Below are 17447 nucleotides of genomic sequence, written 5' to 3'. Positions count from 1 at the left end.
CTAGCTAAGTTGACTTAATTAAGATTACTATCTTATTTTCTATTATTTCCTTTACTTCTTCAAGAATATGGCCCTTTAGGTTCACTAATAATTGAGCCAATCAAGCGACAGCGAAAATAGGGAAACCAGACAGAAACAGTCTTTGAGTAGTCGACATCAATTTATTAGATTACTTCAATCGCATTAATTAAGAAAAACTGATGAAGTTAGTTGAACGGGATTGACCTTCAATTGAGCTAAGAGTAAACATCAACCTAAATGATACACTATATAATGATTACATGCGTAAGTTGATGTAAAATGTTTAACAATCATCAAAAAATTGATAGTAGCTCAGGAATACCTTGTTCTTTTATTAGGAGAAAATTTAAGTTCAAAATGAGGAGGGCTTTAAAATGCCAGCTGAAGAAGTCATACCGGTTATATCAGAGCAAAGAATTACTCCATTTCTTACGTTTTGCGGCAATGCGGAGGAAGCAATGAATTATTATGTCCGTATATTCCCAAATTCAAAACTCGTTTCACTTCGAAGAAATACGAAAGCTGATCGAGGTGTAGAGGGGAAAATCCTGAATGGCATCATTGAAATTTTAGGACAGACTTTTATGGTTTTAGATATGGAAAAAGAATCCTGTCCTGAATTTACTTGGGCTGTATCTTTTTACATAGAATGCAAAAATGATGCGGAGTTCGATTTAATTTTTGACGGATTGAAGGGTGACGGGCAAGTGCTCATGGGGCCAGTAGAAATGTTTGATTTTAGTAAGGTAACTTGGGTTACCGATTACTTTGGTGTTACTTGGCATTAGTGTTAAGAAAATCTTAAACATTCGGCGGGTAAATTTTTAAATTATCTATTTTAGCAAGCTATCTAAAATATACTGAATCCCGGACAATGCAGGACCGGGATTCAGGTGTGATCTATAGAACCGACTGAAAATAATCAATTCTCACAGAAATACTATCGATTAAAAGTTGTTTCCAAATTAATACATCCACTTATACTCAATATTGTTTAATCTATTTCTTATAAACCAATTACCCCATTCAAATGTGCACTAAGCTCTGATACATACTTTTCGATGTTCGGATTCTTCACGACATCGAAGCATGCAAAGCTTTTTAAAGGTTGCATTCCAAGAAATTGGTGTACACGATGTAAATGACTTAGTGTTCCTTCAAGGCTTTCACCTTTAAAAAACTGCGTTGGATCATTAAAAGCTTTTTCTGGGGCATTCCAAGTTGTAGAAAACATGTATGTTTTACCTGTTAATAATCCACCTTTTCCGTATTGCTCAGAACCTTCAAAGAATATGCCATACCCATACACTTCATCCATGTATGATTTTAATAATCCAGGAATACTGAACCAATAGATCGGTGTTTGGAAAATGACAACATCGGCCCAAATAAACTTTTGTTGTTCTTCCTTAACGTCATATCCATTTTGTATAGTCGTTGTTTTCACATTATTTTTTTCGTTAAGCAGACTTACCATATTATCTACTAAAGTTTGATTCAATTTCCCCCCTCCACGAATTTTTTGGTGTCCATTAATGATAAGTATATTTTTCATTTTTTATCCATCTCCAATAATTTAGTATTTTTTTATGCCCATGAATTTCCCACTACAATCTAATCATTCAGGTCACATTAATATTAATATCACCAAAAGTATCTTTTCGGAAGTAGTGATATTTATTTCATATAGTTTCCGAAAAGATACTTTTTTGCTACAATAATCCTAATCATTCAAAAAATTTTTTTGGAGGAGTTTACTTTGAACAGTATTAAACCAATTGAATTAACTAAAGGAACACCTGGCGTACCTTGTCCTATTGCCAAAACTCTAGATGTGATTGGTACAAAATGGACTTTTTTAATTATTCGGGATCTCCTTATTGGAGGAACGCTCCGATTCAGTAACTTATTAAAATCATTGGATGGGGTTAGTCCGAAAACACTATCACTCAGACTAAAAGAATTAGAGAATCATGGCTTACTAGAGAGAACTGTATATCCTGAAGTACCTCCTCGTGTGGAATATACGTTAACAGAAAAAGGAAAACAATTGGAAAGTATTTTTATTGAATTAAAGAGATTCGGGTTAAGTTTATAGGTTTTGTATAAATTAAATAAACTATTTAAAGGGACGGATATTCCGTCCCTTTTTGTTGTTCAATAAATCTGAAGTGAAAATATAATGTGTTTTTATACTTTTCAAATAGATAACAACATACCATTACATCAAAGGAATAAATAATTAAAAGTAATGTTCCGAAGTTTTAATATAAAAGGAGCTAAGTTAATGGGAAAGAAAGTGTTATTCTTCGGTGATGTAGGAATTGACGATGCGATCGCTTTAGTTTATGCACGATTAACAGAAGCGATTGATGTAATTGGGATTGTGGCGGATTATGGAAATGTATCTAAAAAAGAAACAACTAGAAATGTTCGTTTTTTACTTAAGAGGTCAAAAAAGGAATATGTTAAAGTCTATGGAGGTGCTGAGAATCCAATGACCGGAGAGGTCCTTTTAAGAGATTCGGGTTAAGTTTATAGGTTTTGTATAAATTAAATAAACTATTTAAAGGGACGGATATTCCGTCCCTTTCATTGTATAGACAAAGTTCTATCTAGCTGATTTTCAGACTGATTGAAAACGTTTGTCTTTCGAGGCATGAAGCCTGGCGAGGAGCTGAGTTACCTTAGACGGTAATGAGCACCACAGGCAGGCGAAGTAACAAAGAAAGCTAGCGTTTGACGAGCAGTCTGAAAGGGACGGATATTCCGTCCCTTTTTGTTGTTCAATAAATCTGAAGTGAAAATATAATGTGTTTTTATACTTTTCAAATAGATAACAACATACCATTACATCAAAGGAATAAATAATTAAAAGTAATGTTCCGAAGTTTTAATATAAAAGGAGCTAAGTTAATGGGAAAGAAAGTGTTATTCTTCGGTGATGTAGGAATTGACGATGCGATCGCTTTAGTTTATGCACGATTAACAGAAGCGATTGATGTAATTGGGATTGTGGCGGATTATGGAAATGTATCTAAAAAAGAAACAACTAGAAATGTTCGTTTTTTACTTAAGAGGTCAAAAAAGGAATATGTTAAAGTCTATGGAGGTGCTGAGAATCCAATGACCGGAGAGGTCCCGACCTTTTACCTTGATATACATGGTCCGTTTGGTTTAGGTCCAATCGATCCAGGTTTAGAGTTTGAGAACTTAGAAAATTTTTGTGAAGTTATTAATTTGATTGAACAGTATAAACATGAACTAATTATTGTAAATACTGGGAGGTTAACCTCGCTAGCTACTCTGTTTATCTTATACGAAGATCTAATGAAGAGTGTAAATTCTTACTATATCATGGGTGGGGCCTTTCTATATCCTGGGAATGTTACACCAATTGCAGAAGCGAATTTTCATGGAGATCCGATAGCTGCTAATATTGTTATGAAATATGTAAAAGGGGCATATATTTTCCCCTTAAATGTAACCCAACATGCCATCGTCACTCCTGCAATGGTCAATTATATTCATTCTAAAGGGAAAACTGATCTTGTAAAGCCACTATTAGATTACTATTATTTCAACTTTTATCAAAAGAAGGTACCCGGCATACAAGGAAGTCCAGTTCATGATGCGGTAACTCTCATGGCAGTCATTCGTAGCGATCTATTTACATTCTATCAATCTGCTGTTTTAATTGATTCAACAGATGTGGCCAGAGGTCAAAGTATTGCAGATTTTCGTGTAACAGATACCACTGAGAAATTTGATGGGAGACCACAACAACATATTGCAGTAGGCTTAGATTATGAAGGGTTTTATAAGGATTTTATGTCAACTATGACTGGAGAGAAATTCTAGTTTGGAATTTTTAATAGAGAATATAATCAAATTAAAAGATGTTCTTTAGCGGTTCGAATTTGTTTATTTGGATATTTATTTTCACTTAGTATTTACACGCATAGGTAGAAATTACTTGTCAACATTATTAGGGACCAATTCAGTTGGTTCTTTTTTTTATTGAACTAACGCCATGCGCTAGTTCAATAAGACTTCATTAAATATCTTCATCTTGATTTTTAATCCCTTTTTCCTTTAGGTAATTAGCATAAGCTTCTTTTACTTTATCTGTTTTTGGTGCTACAATTGAAAGCCTTTTGCTAATTTCATTTAGTAAATATAGTCCTCTAAACAAACAACCAAGGACAATTCCTAATGCTATAATCCCCCCAACTAATGGTCCCATCATAAGAAGAAGATAGCTTAATATGGTCGCTAAAACGATTGATAAAAACAATTTCATAAGAACGCTCCTTTATTCGTGCTTTTCAACAAAACGCATATTAATTCTCCTACTATTTTTAAATTAATTTTTAATTAAATTATAACAATATTTTTCCTAGAGTGTTTGTTTCTTGTTTAGAAAGAAATTTAAACTGGATACATAATTTTTCGTCATCGAATCATCCTATTGTCAGGAGGTGGTAATCTATGTCCGAACCATTACAACCCGGGAATAAAAAGCTCCCTGATTTTCATGAACTTAATGATCGCATTATCGCTGAACATGGTACGACTGGACCGACTTTAGTGATTAAAACGAATTTAGATCCTAAAGACTCAACTGATGATAATCCTTATTATCGTAACGAACAGCAAACACCTAAAAAACCATTTAAAAATTATTTTGAAGAGTAATCTTGAATGAGCTCGGTTAGTAAACCGGCTCATTTCTGTGTGTAGACAAAGTCCTATTTATCTGATATTCAGACTGATTGAAAACGCTTGTCTTTCGAGGCGCGAAGCCTGGCGAGGAGCGGAGTTACCCTAAACGGTAATGAGCACCGCAGACAGGCGAAGTAACGAAGAAAGCGAGCGTTTGGCGGGCAGTCTGAAATGAGCTCGGTTAGTAAACCGGCTCATTTTTTTGTTCTAATTAGTAATTGAATGAATTCAATATATCCGTACATACTAAGAAAAATATGCCAAATTCAAATGGATATACCGTAAAATTTCTAAGCTTTAGGAGGAATAATATATTGAGTCCAACAAAAAGTATGCTATCAGTTTTTGCTTTAGGTGGAATAAACGAAATTGGAAAAAATATGTATGCCATCCAGTATTTAAAAGAAATTATTCTAATCGATTGTGGATCGAAATTTCCAGATGAAAGTTTATTAGGTGTCGACTTAATTATTCCAGATATTACGTATCTACAAGAAAATCGAGAGAAAATAAAAGGATTATTTGTTACTCATGGCCATGAAGATCATATCGGTGGTATTCCTTACTTCTTAAAACAATTAAATGTTCCTATTTATGCCTCAAGATTAACTCTCGGACTAATTGAAATTAAATTAAAAGAACATGGGCTGTTAGGAGAAACAGAACTAATCCTTATAGACTCTGATTCGGTTATTAAATTTGAACATTTTTCTATTTCTTTTTTTAAAACAAATCATAGTATCCCCGATTGCTTAGGGATTGTTTTTGATACACCAGAAGGAACTGTCGTACATACGGGAGATTTTAAATTTGATTTAACGCCAGTTAATAATCAATATCCTGACATTCATAAAATGGCTGAAATAGGTAGTAAAGGCGTTTTATTACTTTTATCGGAAAGCACAAACGCTGAACGCCCAGGGACTACACCATCCGAACGAATAGTTGGTGAGCATATTGTTGATGCTTTTATGAAGGCAAAACAGAGGGTTATTATTTCAACATTTGCTTCTAACGTGCATCGAGTGCAACAAATAGTTGATGCATCCATTATTACAAATCGAAAGTTAGCTTTACTTGGTCGAAGTATGGTTAATGTTGTTTCTGTAGCGATGGAGCAAGGTTATTTAAAAGTTCCTGAAGGTATGTTGATTGATGCACAAGAGATCGATAGTTTTGCTCCTGAATCAGTGACGATTTTATGTACGGGTAGTCAAGGTGAACCACTAGCTGCACTTGCTCGACTAGCTAGTTCAAGCTTCAGGGGCGTTGATGTTTATCCTGGTGATACTGTCATCTTCGCGGCCTCTCCAATTCCGGGTAATGAACGAAATGTTTCACGCATTATTGATAATTTTTACAATCTTGGGGCTAATGTTATTTATGGTTCAGGCAGTTCAACTGGAATGCACGTTTCTGGACATGCTTATCAGGAAGAGCTTAAACTCATGCTAACTTTAATGAAGCCTAAATATTTTATCCCAATACACGGTGAATACCGTATGCTTCATCACCATCGCTCACTTGCAGAGTCTGTAGGTGTAGAAAGAAAAAATATATTTATTATTAAAAATGGGGACGTTGTTGACATTCTCCAATCAGAAGCCATTCAAAGTCGTAGAATTCCAGCAGGTAATATATATGTAGATGGTATGGGCATAGGTGATGTCGGAAACATTGTATTAAGGGATCGAAAACAGCTTGCTGAAGATGGCATGCTAGTCATAGTGATTACCATCAATAAAATGGAAAGAAAAATTATTTCTGGACCTGATACAATTTCTAGAGGATTTGTTTATGCTCGTGATTCAGAGAGCTTACTGAAGGAAGTGAATCAAATCGTTACATCTTCAGTAAATGAATTATTAGATGAAAACAAGCTCCAGTGGGGAGCTATGAAACAAAATATTAAAAAAGCACTCGGACAATTTTTATTCAATAAAACAAAAAGAAAACCAATGATCTTACCTATCATCATTGAAATTTAAAAAGCAAAAAACTCCCACATAATAATTGGGAGTTTTTATTTTTATTTGCTTTCCTTAATTTTAGAAATTAACTCAATTAAAGAATTGTTTTCTTGATCACAATAATCATTCATAGGGCAGGGATTATTTTCTAATCGACTTAGAACAAAAGGTATCGTATAAGTTTCCATTTTTAAATCATCATTCACCTCGTCCCAGAAGAGTGGTGTAGCAACAGTTGGTTTATTCTTCCCTCTCGTGGAATATGGACATATGATGGTTTTTCCTCTTGCATGCTGTACATAATCAATATAAAGTCGGTTTCCTCGATTTTTCTTTAATCTTTCAATTGTAAAATCATCCGGAAATTTTTCAATTAAGTAATGTGCGATAAAAGAAGTAAAAACTCTTGTATCATCATAAGTCAGCGAATTTTCTTTAATCGGAATATGGATTTGAATTCCTTTACTTCCAGACACTTTCGGATAACTTTTTATTTGAAAGGAATCAAAGATTCGTTTCATTTCGACTGCTGCTTTTATAGCTAATGAAAAAGCAGCTGTATTAGGTGGATCCAAATCGAATACAATTTCAATCGGATTATCAGCTCCGTATGTTTGAAAAGGAATATGGTATTCAATAGCCAATTGATTTCCTAACCATAGTAAAGTTGATACATCATTACAAAGAATAAAATTGTTACCCTCTTGTTCCTCAGTTTTTATAAAATCTGGTGCATACTCTGGACAATTTTTTTGAAAAAATGATTCACCTTCTATTCCATTCGGAAAACGAATGGTTGTTAATAAACGATCCTTTAGGAATGGCAGCATGTAAGAAGATATTTGAGCTAAATAGGAAACAAAATTCTCCTTATTTACATTTGGATTTTTCCAAATTACCTTTTCCGGACTCGTTATTGTTAGTTCATGCTCTAGAGTAAGATTACTCAAAAGTAATCCATCCCAAGTACATGCATTCCATGCTTGCTGTAATTGGAATGACTTAAACTTTGCATTTATTAATTGATTATTTTCTATGCCTTGAAAGTCCAATTCAATGCAAATCCCAGGCTCGACAGAAATGACATTATTTTTTACCGACTTTTTATTTGCTTCGATTGCTTGAATCAAAATCCCCTTCTCGTTTTCACTAATTCCTTTAGAGAAAGAGCCAATTTGTATAATATTATTTTCTTTTATAATTCCTACTATGAAAGAATCAAGCTTTACATGAAATCCTAAAATAAAGAAAAAGCCTGAATAATTTTTATCACGTTTAGTAAAAGGGTATTTATTCATTTGATGCTTCCCCTAATCTGTCAGAGTACATTCTTTAGGATCTTTGTCGATAAATGCTTGAATACTTGGTTGCCTTAATGAATGACCTTCAGTCCACTCCATAAATTGAACTTTAACAGTTAACAGTGGTTGTATCCATTGTATTTCCTTAATTCTTTTTGGTTGGCTTGAAAATGGATTTTTTTCTATTTTTATTGTTTCAATTGCTAAAGTAAGGTCTTTCCAATCTGATCGCGTTAACTTCCCAGTTCCTACATGACCGATAAACACTAGCTCATTTTCTTCGTCATAAAGTCCTACTAAAATTGAATTAACAATTCCAGCACGATACGTGACACCACCGATTACAGCAATGATATCTTTATAATTTTTTACTTTTTGCCAAGCATCGTTCTTTCCATCAATTAAGTATTTACTATTAAGATTTTTACATACGATTCCTTCTAGACCATGTTGTTTTGCAACTTCAAATAATGCTTGTCCATCAGCATTACTTGGAACGATTTGAATTTGCTGATTTTGTTGAATCGCTACCGCTAATAGTTCCTGTCTCTGCTGGAGCGGTAATTGGGTTACCCATTCTCCATTGTAATAAAGAATATCAAATATCATATAGAAGATTGGTACAGCTTCTATAGCTGAATCAATTCGTTCCAACCGTCGAAGTCCATCTCTACGCATAACTTCGTGAAACGAGGGGTTGCCACTTTGATCTAAGGCAATAACTTCTCCATCTAGAATGATTGATTGTGCAGAAGTATAAGTTTCGATCTTTAATAGTTCAGGAAAAATCATTGTACGATCATTTAATTTACGATTAAATAATTTTACTTCTTTTCCATCAAAGTATGTAAGGATTCTTACCCCATCCCATTTTATTTGTGAGATCCAGTTTGAGCCGGTTGGAACTGTATTTGTAGAAATTGGTTCAAAAGGATAAATTGGATTAAACTCCATCACAGCCCCCTAATTAACTCGTAGCTTTTTTCGGCGCTCGAGGCTTTTTAGGAGGAGTTGCTTTTCCTTTTGTTCGATCTATACTTGCTTGTAACGCAGACATTAAATCAACTACATTTTTTTGTTCGGCAGGTTGCTCTTGTCCAGTTGCTATAAAATCATTTTTATTTATTTTGTCTGTAATTAATTGTTCTAAGGCTGTACGATACGTATCAGTATAGTTTTCTGGATTAAAGGTTGTTGTTAACTGCTCAACTAACATCATTCCAGCCTGTAGTTCCCGCTCTGCCAATCCAGCCTTTTCAGGAACACCTCCAGGAAGACTTTCGATTGCTCTAATCTCATCCGGAAAATGCAATGTTTCAAGAAGTATAGCGTTTTTATACGGACGAATAGCTGATAAACGCTGTTTACTTCGAATCGTAATTTTTGCGAGACCTATTTTCTTACTTTTCTTCAAAATTTCTGAAAGCAATGCATATGCTTTTGTTCCACCAGAATCTGGGCCAATATAATATGTTCGATCGAAATACACAGGATCAATTTCTGATAGCTTTACGAAATCAATGATTGAAACAGTTTTCAGTTCAAATTCTTCCTTTAGCTTATTTATTTCTTCTTCTGAAATTTCTACAACCCTACCATTAGGCGTTTCAAAAACTTTTATGATTTCTTCTGGGGTGACCTCATCATCACAACTAGCAACTTTTTTATATGAAATTGGTGTTTTACAATCCTTATGGTATTGGCGAAATTTTATATCCTTATCTTCAACTGCGGAGAATAATTTAACCGGGATTGTAACTAACCCCATACTGATTGTTCCCTTCCAAACTGTATGCATTGTCTCACTACCTTTATAAATTTTTATGATTATCTTTTGTTAAAAGAAAAGGTTTAATTCAACTAGCTATCACTTGTTTTGTTTAAGAATAAAAAAGTCTTTAATAAGGAGACTAAAAATGCATTTTAACTAAAAAAAATGATGTGGAGGGACATATGAATCATAGTAATGATTTACATAAAATAAACAAGGAATTTCACTATATGCCTATAACCTCTTTATCGAGTGGGAATGGGTTCAATTTAGCAAATGATCTATACTATGAAACAATTCAGATTGTTAACATTTGTCTATACGGTAATCCTAATTTATCAAATGAATGGGTTTTAATTGATACCGGAATGCCAAAATCATTTGATAAAATTATCGAAATTGCTGAAAAACGTTTCGGGAAAAGTCATAAATTAAAAGCAATAATTCTTACACATGGACATTTTGATCATGTCGGAGCTGTTATTGATTTGATTCAGAAATATAAGATTCCAGTTTTTGCGCACGAAGAGGAGTTACAATATTTAACTGGAAAAAATAATTACCCTGAACCAGATGGTACAGTTGAAGGTGGATTACTTGCAAAGCTATCTCCTTTATTCCCAAACGAAGGAATTAACTTAGCTGAATTCATCCACGTTCTTCCTTCTGATGGCTCTGTACCTGAAATGCCAGAGTGGCAATGGATTCATACACCTGGGCATACACCAGGACATATTTCTTTATTTAGAGAAGAAGATCAATTATTAATTGCTGGTGACGCTTTTATTAATGTTAAACAAGATTCTATTTACAGTGTGCTAACTCAAAAAAAAGAAATAAATGGTCCGCCAAGATATTTAACGACTAATTGGGAAGAAGCATATCAATCCGTAAAAAAATTACATGCTATAAATCCTAAAAAAGCGATAACTGGTCACGGATATCCATTATTAGAAGATGAAATATATGAAAAATTAGATTTTCTAGTTAAAAACTTTCATTCGATTGCTAAACCCGATTATGGTCGATTTGTTTAAGATTTTATTTAGGCAATGTAAAAAACTCCCTACTCTACAGGGAGTTTTTATTTTATCGAGATAAACTCAAAGAAAAGTTACTGATTCCTGTAATTAGCTTTTCTACCCTGCTTTAATTGGTTTAGTCATCGTTTCTTGATTCGGTTTAATGTATTTGATAGACAAAATAAGACCAATTATCCCTAATAGGATGGATAAATACAGCATATAATTATCTGGTTTTTTCATTAAGTATGCAAAGACAGGAGGACCAGCAGCTACACCTACAAAGCGCAAAGAACTATATAGAGAAGTAATCGTTCCTCTTTCCTCTTTTTCAATTCCCTCAGTTATTAATGCATCTAAACTTGGTAAAGACAATCCGATTCCAATTCCACTGATTAATAAGCTTGTAATAATCATATAAATTTCTTTCATAAAAATAGGAATTACAAAAGAAAGGCTTATAAGGATAAATCCAATGACGATCGAATTTTTCATTGCATTTTTTCGATCCCCAATTTTTTTACCTGTCTTATATGAAGTGTATGATAATGCCGCAAGTGGAATTGCTAAGACACAACCTTTCCAAATTCCAGTAATCTGATAACGTTTTTCCAATATTGAGGATAGGTAAAAAAGCATGCCAAATAGAATGAACATGATTATGGCACCTAAAATAAAGATTGTATAGAGCCATTTACCATTATTACGAAAAATCTTTCGAATTGATCTGAGAAACAATTTAAATTTTTTCTTTTTTTTCTGCGCTTTCTGTTGTTGTTTCGGAGGTTTTACAAATAGTAAAATCAAGACAATTGAAACCAAGCAAAGTAACGGTATTGTTAAAAATGGCAAAAACCAAATAACCGCTGCAAGTGCTGAACCAAGAATTGGGCTTAGAACTTTTCCAAAAGTATTTGATGTCTCAACTAACCCTAATCCTTTACTGACCTCTTTTTCGTCCTTAAACATATCCCCTACACATGGAATAACTACCGGCATGGCCCCTGCTGATCCAATCCCCTGAATAATTCGTCCAATTATCAACCATACATATGGATGTTCTAATTTCCAACATACCCAACCCGCTATCGTACCACCAATTCCGGCAATTATTAAACTTGGAATAATAATTTTTTTCCTTCCAAATAAATCCGATAAATAACCCGCTATAGGGATAAGAATAATCGCAAAAACCGAATAAACAGTAATAATCATTGAAACTTTAATGCCAGATATATTTAATTGTTGTTCCAATTTTGGTAATACGGGAATCAACATTGAATTACCTAAAGTCATTACTAGAGGGACAGTAGATAAGGCCCATAAACTCCGCTTTTGTTTTTTATCCATACAACCCTCCGCATTTAAGATACTAAAAAATCAATCACAATCTTCATTTTTCCCAAAGTGTCATTTTTATTTATTTGTATTTTTTACTAATTACGATTTGATCAGTAAAATAGCGGGCAAAATGAAAAAAATACCATTTAGAAAGAGGGAGTTACTTATGACTACTGTAGAAAATCCCTTAACTGTTAATCATTACAATTTAAATTTATGGTCAGGCGTTTTATTTGGTCTTGGATTAGTAGCGTTTTTTGATGAGGTCGTTTTCCATCAGCTTCTACATTGGCATCACTTTTATGACAAGTCTACTACTAATGTAGGACTTATTTCGGATGGGCTGTTTCATGCTTTTAGTTGGTTCGCAACAATCTGTTCATTATTTATGTTTGCGCACTTAAAAAGAATAAAGTCACTCTATTTTAGAAGATGGTTAGGGGGAGTATTACTTGGAGTAGGTTTGTTTCAACTTTATGATGGAACTGTACAGCATAAAGTGATGAAACTCCATCAAATCCGATACAATGTTAATTTACTTCCTTATGATTTAACTTGGAATATTACAGCCATTATATTGACTTTGGTTGGTCTCACTCTAATTATTAAAACTCGAAAAAGAAGTGACCATTATGGTAGGTAATTTTATTCAACCCTATCATTTCAAAGCAGTTGAACTAATCATCTCCTTGATCATTGCACTTTTTACTGCTGCTTATTTATTTGCTGCAAAGACTTATAACCAAAAAGCTTGGCCTACATATCGTTCAATAGTCTGGATCGCTGGGATGCTTTGTATATTTGTCTCAATTGTAGGACCAATTGCAAGCTTAAGCCATCATATTTTTGTTTTCCATATGTTAATGCATTTGCTACTTGGTATGCTTGCACCTTTACTGATCGCTTTATCAAAACCAATTACACTATTATACAAATCCTTAAAAGTTCAACATGCTAGGCGTATATCAAAACTTTTAAGAAGTACTCCAATACAGTTTTTTGCAAATCCTTTTATTGCATTACTGTTAAATATTGGAGGACTTTGGTTACTCTATACTACAAACTTTTTTAACTTAATGCATGAGAGCAGGTTATTGTTCATTTTATTACATATCCATTTATTTATTGCAGGTTATATTTTTACGATTTCCATTATTGCAAATGAACCACTTTCTCATAAATACAGTTATTTATTTCGATCATTCATATTGATCATTGCAATAGCTGGTCATGATATTTTAGCAAAAGTCCTTTTTTCTAATCAATTAGACAATTTTACAATTCACGATATTCAACAAGGAGCAGTTCTAATGTACTATGTAGGTGACTTTGTAGATTTAATCCTAATAACGATGCTTTGTTTTAATTGGTATAATGCAACCGCTACTTGTAAACGGAAAGCTTTTAATTAAATGGACTTTTTTCCCACATATAATCCTTCATTAGATGTACAAAATAATGTTTAAGAGGAGGATGATTAAAATGAAAAAAGTTTATTTATCAATCTGTACACTTTCATTAACATTTGCACTATCAACAAATGTTAATGCAGTTTCAACTGGATCTGACGCTACACAATTGGATCAAAGTTATCAACATAATAATAAAGATATCAAAAGAGATTTTAACAATAATTTCAATGATCCAAACCATGTTATGCATAATACAAAAAATACAGTTAAAGATGATTATATTAAAACTAAAAATAATATAAAAAATACATCAAATGATTTTTTAACGCCAAACAATAATGGTGTAAATAACACTTCAAATGATGGAAATTATTATCGACGAAATGTTACTCCTACACCTGTTTCTAACACGTTAAATACTAATAACGATAATAATCATATGAATTATGGCTGGCTTGGTCTTCTTGGATTATTAGGATTTTTTGGATTAAGAAAAAAAGAAAGAGTCGAATAAAAATAAAACCTTATTGGTACTTTACTCTCCAATAAGGTTTTTATTTTAAATTTTTTGAGTGATTGCTTCCTTATAAGTGTTAATTTTATGATCCAACATTTTATTTGTTTCGATTAAGGTCGCTAATTGATTTTCAATTGACCTTTTATGTTCTTCTAATAAATTTAATCTTGCCAAAGCCGTATGTTCGCCTTCTGTATACAAAAACGCATATTCCTTAATTTTATTAATAGGCATTTGCGTCTCCTTTAATTTCAAAACAAACTTTAACCACTGTAAATTAGATTCAGTATATTTTCTTTCTCCATGTTCATTTCGATCTGGAAGAATGATTTGTTCTTTTTCATAATAACGTAACGTATGTGTACTTACTCCTATAGCCTTAGCGACTTCACCAATCGAATACATAAAAACCTCCAGTTTTAGTCAATGATAATCAAGTAAAAAACAGTTTGACTTAGAGTTTACTCTAAACAGTATAATGAATCCGTAAACGTTACACAATTAATTTAATTTTAGATATACGAAATTATTAGGAGGAATTTAGATGAAAAAATATACTGTCATTACAGGCGCTAGTTCAGGAATAGGTTATGAGTCAGCTCTTGCATTTGCTGCACGTGGGAAAAATTTAATTATTGTTGCTCGTAGAACCGAAGAACTTGAAAAATTAAAATCAGAAATCACTAAACTGAATGCTGATCTAGACGTAGTTATCAAAACTGCTGACTTATCTATCGTTAAAAATGCTTATGATTTATATGAAGGGCTTAAAAATTATGAAATTGAAACTTGGATCAATAATGCAGGTTTTGGTAACTTTGCATCTGTCGGTGAGCAAAATTTAACAAAAATTGAAACCATGCTTAATTTAAATATTGAAGCATTAACAATACTAACTTCACTATATGTACGTGACTATTCAACAGTCGAAGGCACACAATTAATTAATGTTTCATCTGGTGGAGGATATACGATTATAGGAAATGCAATCACTTATTGTGCTACTAAATTTTATGTTAGTGCCTTTACAGAGGGACTTGCACATGAATTAAAAGAGCAAGGGGCAAAAATGCAAGCAAAAGTATTAGCTCCAGCTGCAACTGAAACAGAATTTGCTAGAGTTTCATATGATTTAGAAGAAAATATTAAATTTGAAGGCGTTCTACCGAAGTATCATACTGCAAAAGAAATGGCTGGCTTTATGCTTGATCTTTATGACAGCGAAAAGGTTATAGGGAAAGTTGATGGGATCACTTATGAGTTCGAATTATTAGATCCAATCTTTCCATACGCAGTAAGAATGAGAGACTAACTAAATATAATCGAAGAGGAACTGAATATTACTCAGTTCCTCTTTGTTTTCATTAATAATCTCTTGAAAGAATAATGTAAAAATAAAAACCCGTCTATGATTACTCATAAACGGGTTTGTTGTTTTTATAGTTTTTCGTATGCTGCTTGATATTTTTGGATATCTCCAGCACCCATAAAAATTAGTACGCTATTTTTATGATTTTGTAAATTGCTGATATTGTCATCAGTTAATAATTCTGCACCCTCGATTTTACAAGAAAGGTCACCAATTGTTAAAGTTCCTTTATCTTCTCTGGCAGAACCAAAGATATCACATAAGTAAACTTTATCGGCTTTTCCTAATGTACCAGCAAATTCATCTAAAAATTTACTTGTGCGTGTAAATGTATGGGGTTGGAAAACCGCTACGATTTCACGTTCAGGATATTTTTGACGTGCAGCTTGGATCGTCGCTTGGATTTCAGTTGGATGATGAGCATAATCATCAATCAGTACTTGATCTCCAAATCTTTTCTCACTGAAACGACGTTTAACGCCACCGTATGATAATAATCTTTCCTTAATAACTTCTACATCTATTTCTTCATAGTGACAAAGCGCGATAACAGCTAATGCATTTAAGATGCTATGATCACCGTATCCTGTAATATCAAAAGTCGCATAATAGGTATTTCGAACGAATACATCAAATGTTGTACCATTTGTATGCTTTTCAATATTACGAGCTTGGAAATCATTGTCCTCGTTAAATCCATAATACATTACAGGTACTTTTGCATAAATTCGTTGTAGATGTTCGTCATCTCCACATGCAATGATACCTTTCTTAACTTGATCTGCCATTTGTTGAAAAGCGTCAAATACATCATCTACGCTTTTGTAATAATCTGGATGATCAAAATCAATATTTGTCATGATGCAATAATCTGGGAAATAAGAAAGAAAATGACGACGGTATTCACAAGCTTCAAATACAAAGTATTCGCTGTCCTTTTCACCTTTACCAGTTCCATCTCCAATTAGGAAAGAAGTTGGACGCGCACCAGAAACAACATGAGCAAGTAGTCCTGTCGTTGATGTTTTACCATGTGCTCCAGTAATTGCAACGCTAGTAAATTTATTCATATATTCACCTAAGAATTTATGATAGCGTGCCATAGGAATTCCTTTTTCAATAGCAGTTGCAATTTCTTCATGTGTATCAGGAAATGCATTACCTGCTATTACAAATTGGCCTTCTTTTATATTTTCTTTATCAAATGGTAAAATAGTAATATTTTTTTTTCTTAATTCATTTTCAGTGAAAAAGTGCTTTTCATAATCTGATCCCTGAACGGTCAAACCAGAATCATGTAGTATTTGTGCTAAAGCACTCATTCCAGTACCTTTAATTCCTACAAAATGGTAAACTGTCATATTAAAAGAACCTCCAAAATCGATCACTAATACAACGGCCTATCTCTTAGACAGTATATGTGTGAATAAAAGAAATGGCATCAATATTTTATAATTTTGATGCGTTGATACTTTGCCGAGTCTAGTTATTGTTTAAATGATAACTAACTTAAATTTTTATGCAATTAGTATTATAACACTTTAACTCTCATAGGACTATTTATTTTAAACAGTCGATAAAGGAAATAGATGGAAAACTAAATGCTTTCAATCCATTTCCTACATTAAAATACTATCAATCTGACATTAAATTTTTTTAATCTTTTTGCTGTATTAAAAAAGAATGTTGATGATTTCCGTTCCAGGATGCTCGCTTTCCATGGGGCGTGAGCTGAGCCTCCTCGGCAAGCCTGCGGGGTCTCACCCTTCCCGCTACTCCCATAGGAGTCTCCCACCTTCCACTCCAATCAATCTCTTTAAATTGTATAAAATCTTATTCAAAAATGTGTTTTGTAAGAAATCAACAATTAACATTAACAAAGCCAATCTTTTTATAATCTAGGACGCATTTCTACTTTTTCTAAGCGAGGATTTTCACGGAGTTTTCGACCAACTTTTGCCTGTGGTTCTCCATTTAACTCAACATTATCCCCTGTAA

The 17447-nt window shown here is 33.1% G+C and carries 18 protein-coding genes and 1 pseudogene; 11 read left to right on the top strand and 8 right to left on the bottom strand.

Going from position 1 to position 17447, the window contains the following annotated elements; all coding sequences use genetic code 11:
* Window positions 1-395: 395 nt before the first annotated feature.
* Complete coding sequence (locus B7R67_RS14290) at window positions 396-809, top strand: VOC family protein (protein ID WP_208615657.1); 414 nt, start codon at window positions 396-398, stop codon at window positions 807-809.
* 218 nt (window positions 810-1027) lie between these two features.
* Here the strand turns inward: B7R67_RS14290 and B7R67_RS14285 are convergent, their stop codons facing one another.
* Window positions 1028-1576 carry an NAD(P)H-dependent oxidoreductase gene (locus B7R67_RS14285; RefSeq protein WP_088071518.1) on the bottom strand — a complete coding sequence of 183 codons (549 nt, stop codon included), beginning with the start codon at window positions 1574-1576 and terminating at the stop codon, window positions 1028-1030.
* A gap of 204 nt (window positions 1577-1780) precedes the next feature.
* Between B7R67_RS14285 and B7R67_RS14280 the strand changes: the two genes are divergently transcribed.
* From B7R67_RS14280 to B7R67_RS14270, 3 genes and pseudogenes are all read left to right on the top strand, one after another.
* A complete protein-coding gene (locus B7R67_RS14280) occupies window positions 1781-2119 on the top strand; it encodes a winged helix-turn-helix transcriptional regulator (protein WP_088071516.1) in 339 nt (112 codons plus the stop codon).
* 189 nt (window positions 2120-2308) lie between these two features.
* Window positions 2309-2530 (top strand): annotated as a pseudogene (locus B7R67_RS14275) (nucleoside hydrolase); the annotation flags it as partial.
* 407 nt (window positions 2531-2937) lie between these two features.
* The gene (locus B7R67_RS14270; protein WP_088071512.1) at window positions 2938-3882 is read left to right on the top strand and encodes a nucleoside hydrolase; all 945 of its coding nucleotides are present in this window, start codon (window positions 2938-2940) and stop codon (window positions 3880-3882) included.
* Between the two features lie 196 nt (window positions 3883-4078).
* On the opposite strand, the gene B7R67_RS14265 is transcribed toward B7R67_RS14270, so the two are convergent.
* Window positions 4079-4324 (bottom strand): hypothetical protein, encoded by a 246-nt coding sequence (locus B7R67_RS14265; RefSeq protein ID WP_088071510.1) that lies wholly within the window; start codon window positions 4322-4324, stop codon window positions 4079-4081.
* Between the two features lie 188 nt (window positions 4325-4512).
* On the opposite strand from B7R67_RS14265, the gene B7R67_RS14260 reads away from it, so the two are divergent.
* Window positions 4513-4719: a hypothetical protein gene (locus B7R67_RS14260; protein WP_088071508.1), complete on the top strand. Its 207-nt coding sequence runs from the start codon at window positions 4513-4515 to the stop codon at window positions 4717-4719.
* A 341-nt stretch (window positions 4720-5060) separates the two neighbouring features.
* Window positions 5061-6734 carry a ribonuclease J gene (locus tag B7R67_RS14255; RefSeq protein WP_142289567.1) on the top strand — a complete coding sequence of 558 codons (1674 nt, stop codon included), beginning with the start codon at window positions 5061-5063 and terminating at the stop codon, window positions 6732-6734.
* A gap of 41 nt (window positions 6735-6775) precedes the next feature.
* Here the strand turns inward: B7R67_RS14255 and ligD (B7R67_RS14250) are convergent, their stop codons facing one another.
* From ligD (B7R67_RS14250) to ku, 3 genes are read right to left on the bottom strand one after another with little or no spacing between them, the layout of a single operon-like run.
* Window positions 6776-8014 carry a DNA ligase D gene (ligD, locus tag B7R67_RS14250; RefSeq protein WP_088071504.1) on the bottom strand — a complete coding sequence of 413 codons (1239 nt, stop codon included), beginning with the start codon at window positions 8012-8014 and terminating at the stop codon, window positions 6776-6778.
* A 12-nt stretch (window positions 8015-8026) separates the two neighbouring features.
* Entirely contained in the window at window positions 8027-8971 is a 945-nt protein-coding gene (ligD, locus tag B7R67_RS14245) for a non-homologous end-joining DNA ligase (RefSeq protein ID WP_088071502.1), read from the bottom strand.
* Window positions 8972-8984: 13 nt separating this feature from the next.
* Window positions 8985-9815, bottom strand: coding sequence for a non-homologous end joining protein Ku (gene ku, locus B7R67_RS14240; protein ID WP_088071500.1), 831 nt, complete (start codon window positions 9813-9815; stop codon window positions 8985-8987).
* 143 nt (window positions 9816-9958) lie between these two features.
* Here ku and B7R67_RS14235 point away from each other — a divergent pair, with 143 nt between their 5' ends.
* Window positions 9959-10825: an MBL fold metallo-hydrolase gene (locus B7R67_RS14235; RefSeq protein ID WP_407920401.1), complete on the top strand. Its 867-nt coding sequence runs from the start codon at window positions 9959-9961 to the stop codon at window positions 10823-10825.
* Between the two features lie 102 nt (window positions 10826-10927).
* On the opposite strand, the gene B7R67_RS14230 is transcribed toward B7R67_RS14235, so the two are convergent.
* Window positions 10928-12160: an MFS transporter gene (locus B7R67_RS14230; RefSeq protein ID WP_088071497.1), complete on the bottom strand. Its 1233-nt coding sequence runs from the start codon at window positions 12158-12160 to the stop codon at window positions 10928-10930.
* A gap of 157 nt (window positions 12161-12317) precedes the next feature.
* On the opposite strand from B7R67_RS14230, the gene B7R67_RS14225 reads away from it, so the two are divergent.
* From B7R67_RS14225 to B7R67_RS22515, 3 genes are all read left to right on the top strand, one after another.
* Window positions 12318-12794 (top strand): DUF2243 domain-containing protein, encoded by a 477-nt coding sequence (locus tag B7R67_RS14225; RefSeq protein WP_088071495.1) that lies wholly within the window; start codon window positions 12318-12320, stop codon window positions 12792-12794.
* Window positions 12784-13563, top strand: coding sequence for a cytochrome c oxidase assembly protein (locus B7R67_RS14220; protein ID WP_088071493.1), 780 nt, complete (start codon window positions 12784-12786; stop codon window positions 13561-13563). The genes B7R67_RS14225 and B7R67_RS14220 overlap by 11 nt, the downstream gene beginning before the upstream one ends.
* Before the next feature lie 70 nt (window positions 13564-13633).
* Window positions 13634-14077 (top strand): WGxxGxxG family protein, encoded by a 444-nt coding sequence (locus tag B7R67_RS22515; protein WP_235822171.1) that lies wholly within the window; start codon window positions 13634-13636, stop codon window positions 14075-14077.
* 45 nt (window positions 14078-14122) lie between these two features.
* On the opposite strand, the gene B7R67_RS14210 is transcribed toward B7R67_RS22515, so the two are convergent.
* The gene (locus B7R67_RS14210) at window positions 14123-14485 is read right to left on the bottom strand and encodes a MerR family transcriptional regulator (protein WP_088071491.1); all 363 of its coding nucleotides are present in this window, start codon (window positions 14483-14485) and stop codon (window positions 14123-14125) included.
* 139 nt (window positions 14486-14624) lie between these two features.
* Between B7R67_RS14210 and B7R67_RS14205 the strand changes: the two genes are divergently transcribed.
* Window positions 14625-15392 carry an SDR family NAD(P)-dependent oxidoreductase gene (locus B7R67_RS14205; RefSeq protein WP_088071489.1) on the top strand — a complete coding sequence of 256 codons (768 nt, stop codon included), beginning with the start codon at window positions 14625-14627 and terminating at the stop codon, window positions 15390-15392.
* Between the two features lie 125 nt (window positions 15393-15517).
* Here the strand turns inward: B7R67_RS14205 and murC are convergent, their stop codons facing one another.
* Complete coding sequence (gene murC / locus B7R67_RS14200) at window positions 15518-16810, bottom strand: UDP-N-acetylmuramate--L-alanine ligase (protein ID WP_088071488.1); 1293 nt, start codon at window positions 16808-16810, stop codon at window positions 15518-15520.
* Window positions 16811-17447: the final 637 nt, after the last annotated feature.

The sequence above is a fragment of the Gottfriedia luciferensis genome (assembly GCF_002156865.1).
GTDB lineage: Bacteria > Bacillota > Bacilli > Bacillales > Bacillaceae_G > Gottfriedia > Gottfriedia luciferensis.
This window is presented reverse-complemented; position numbering and strand designations above follow the sequence as displayed.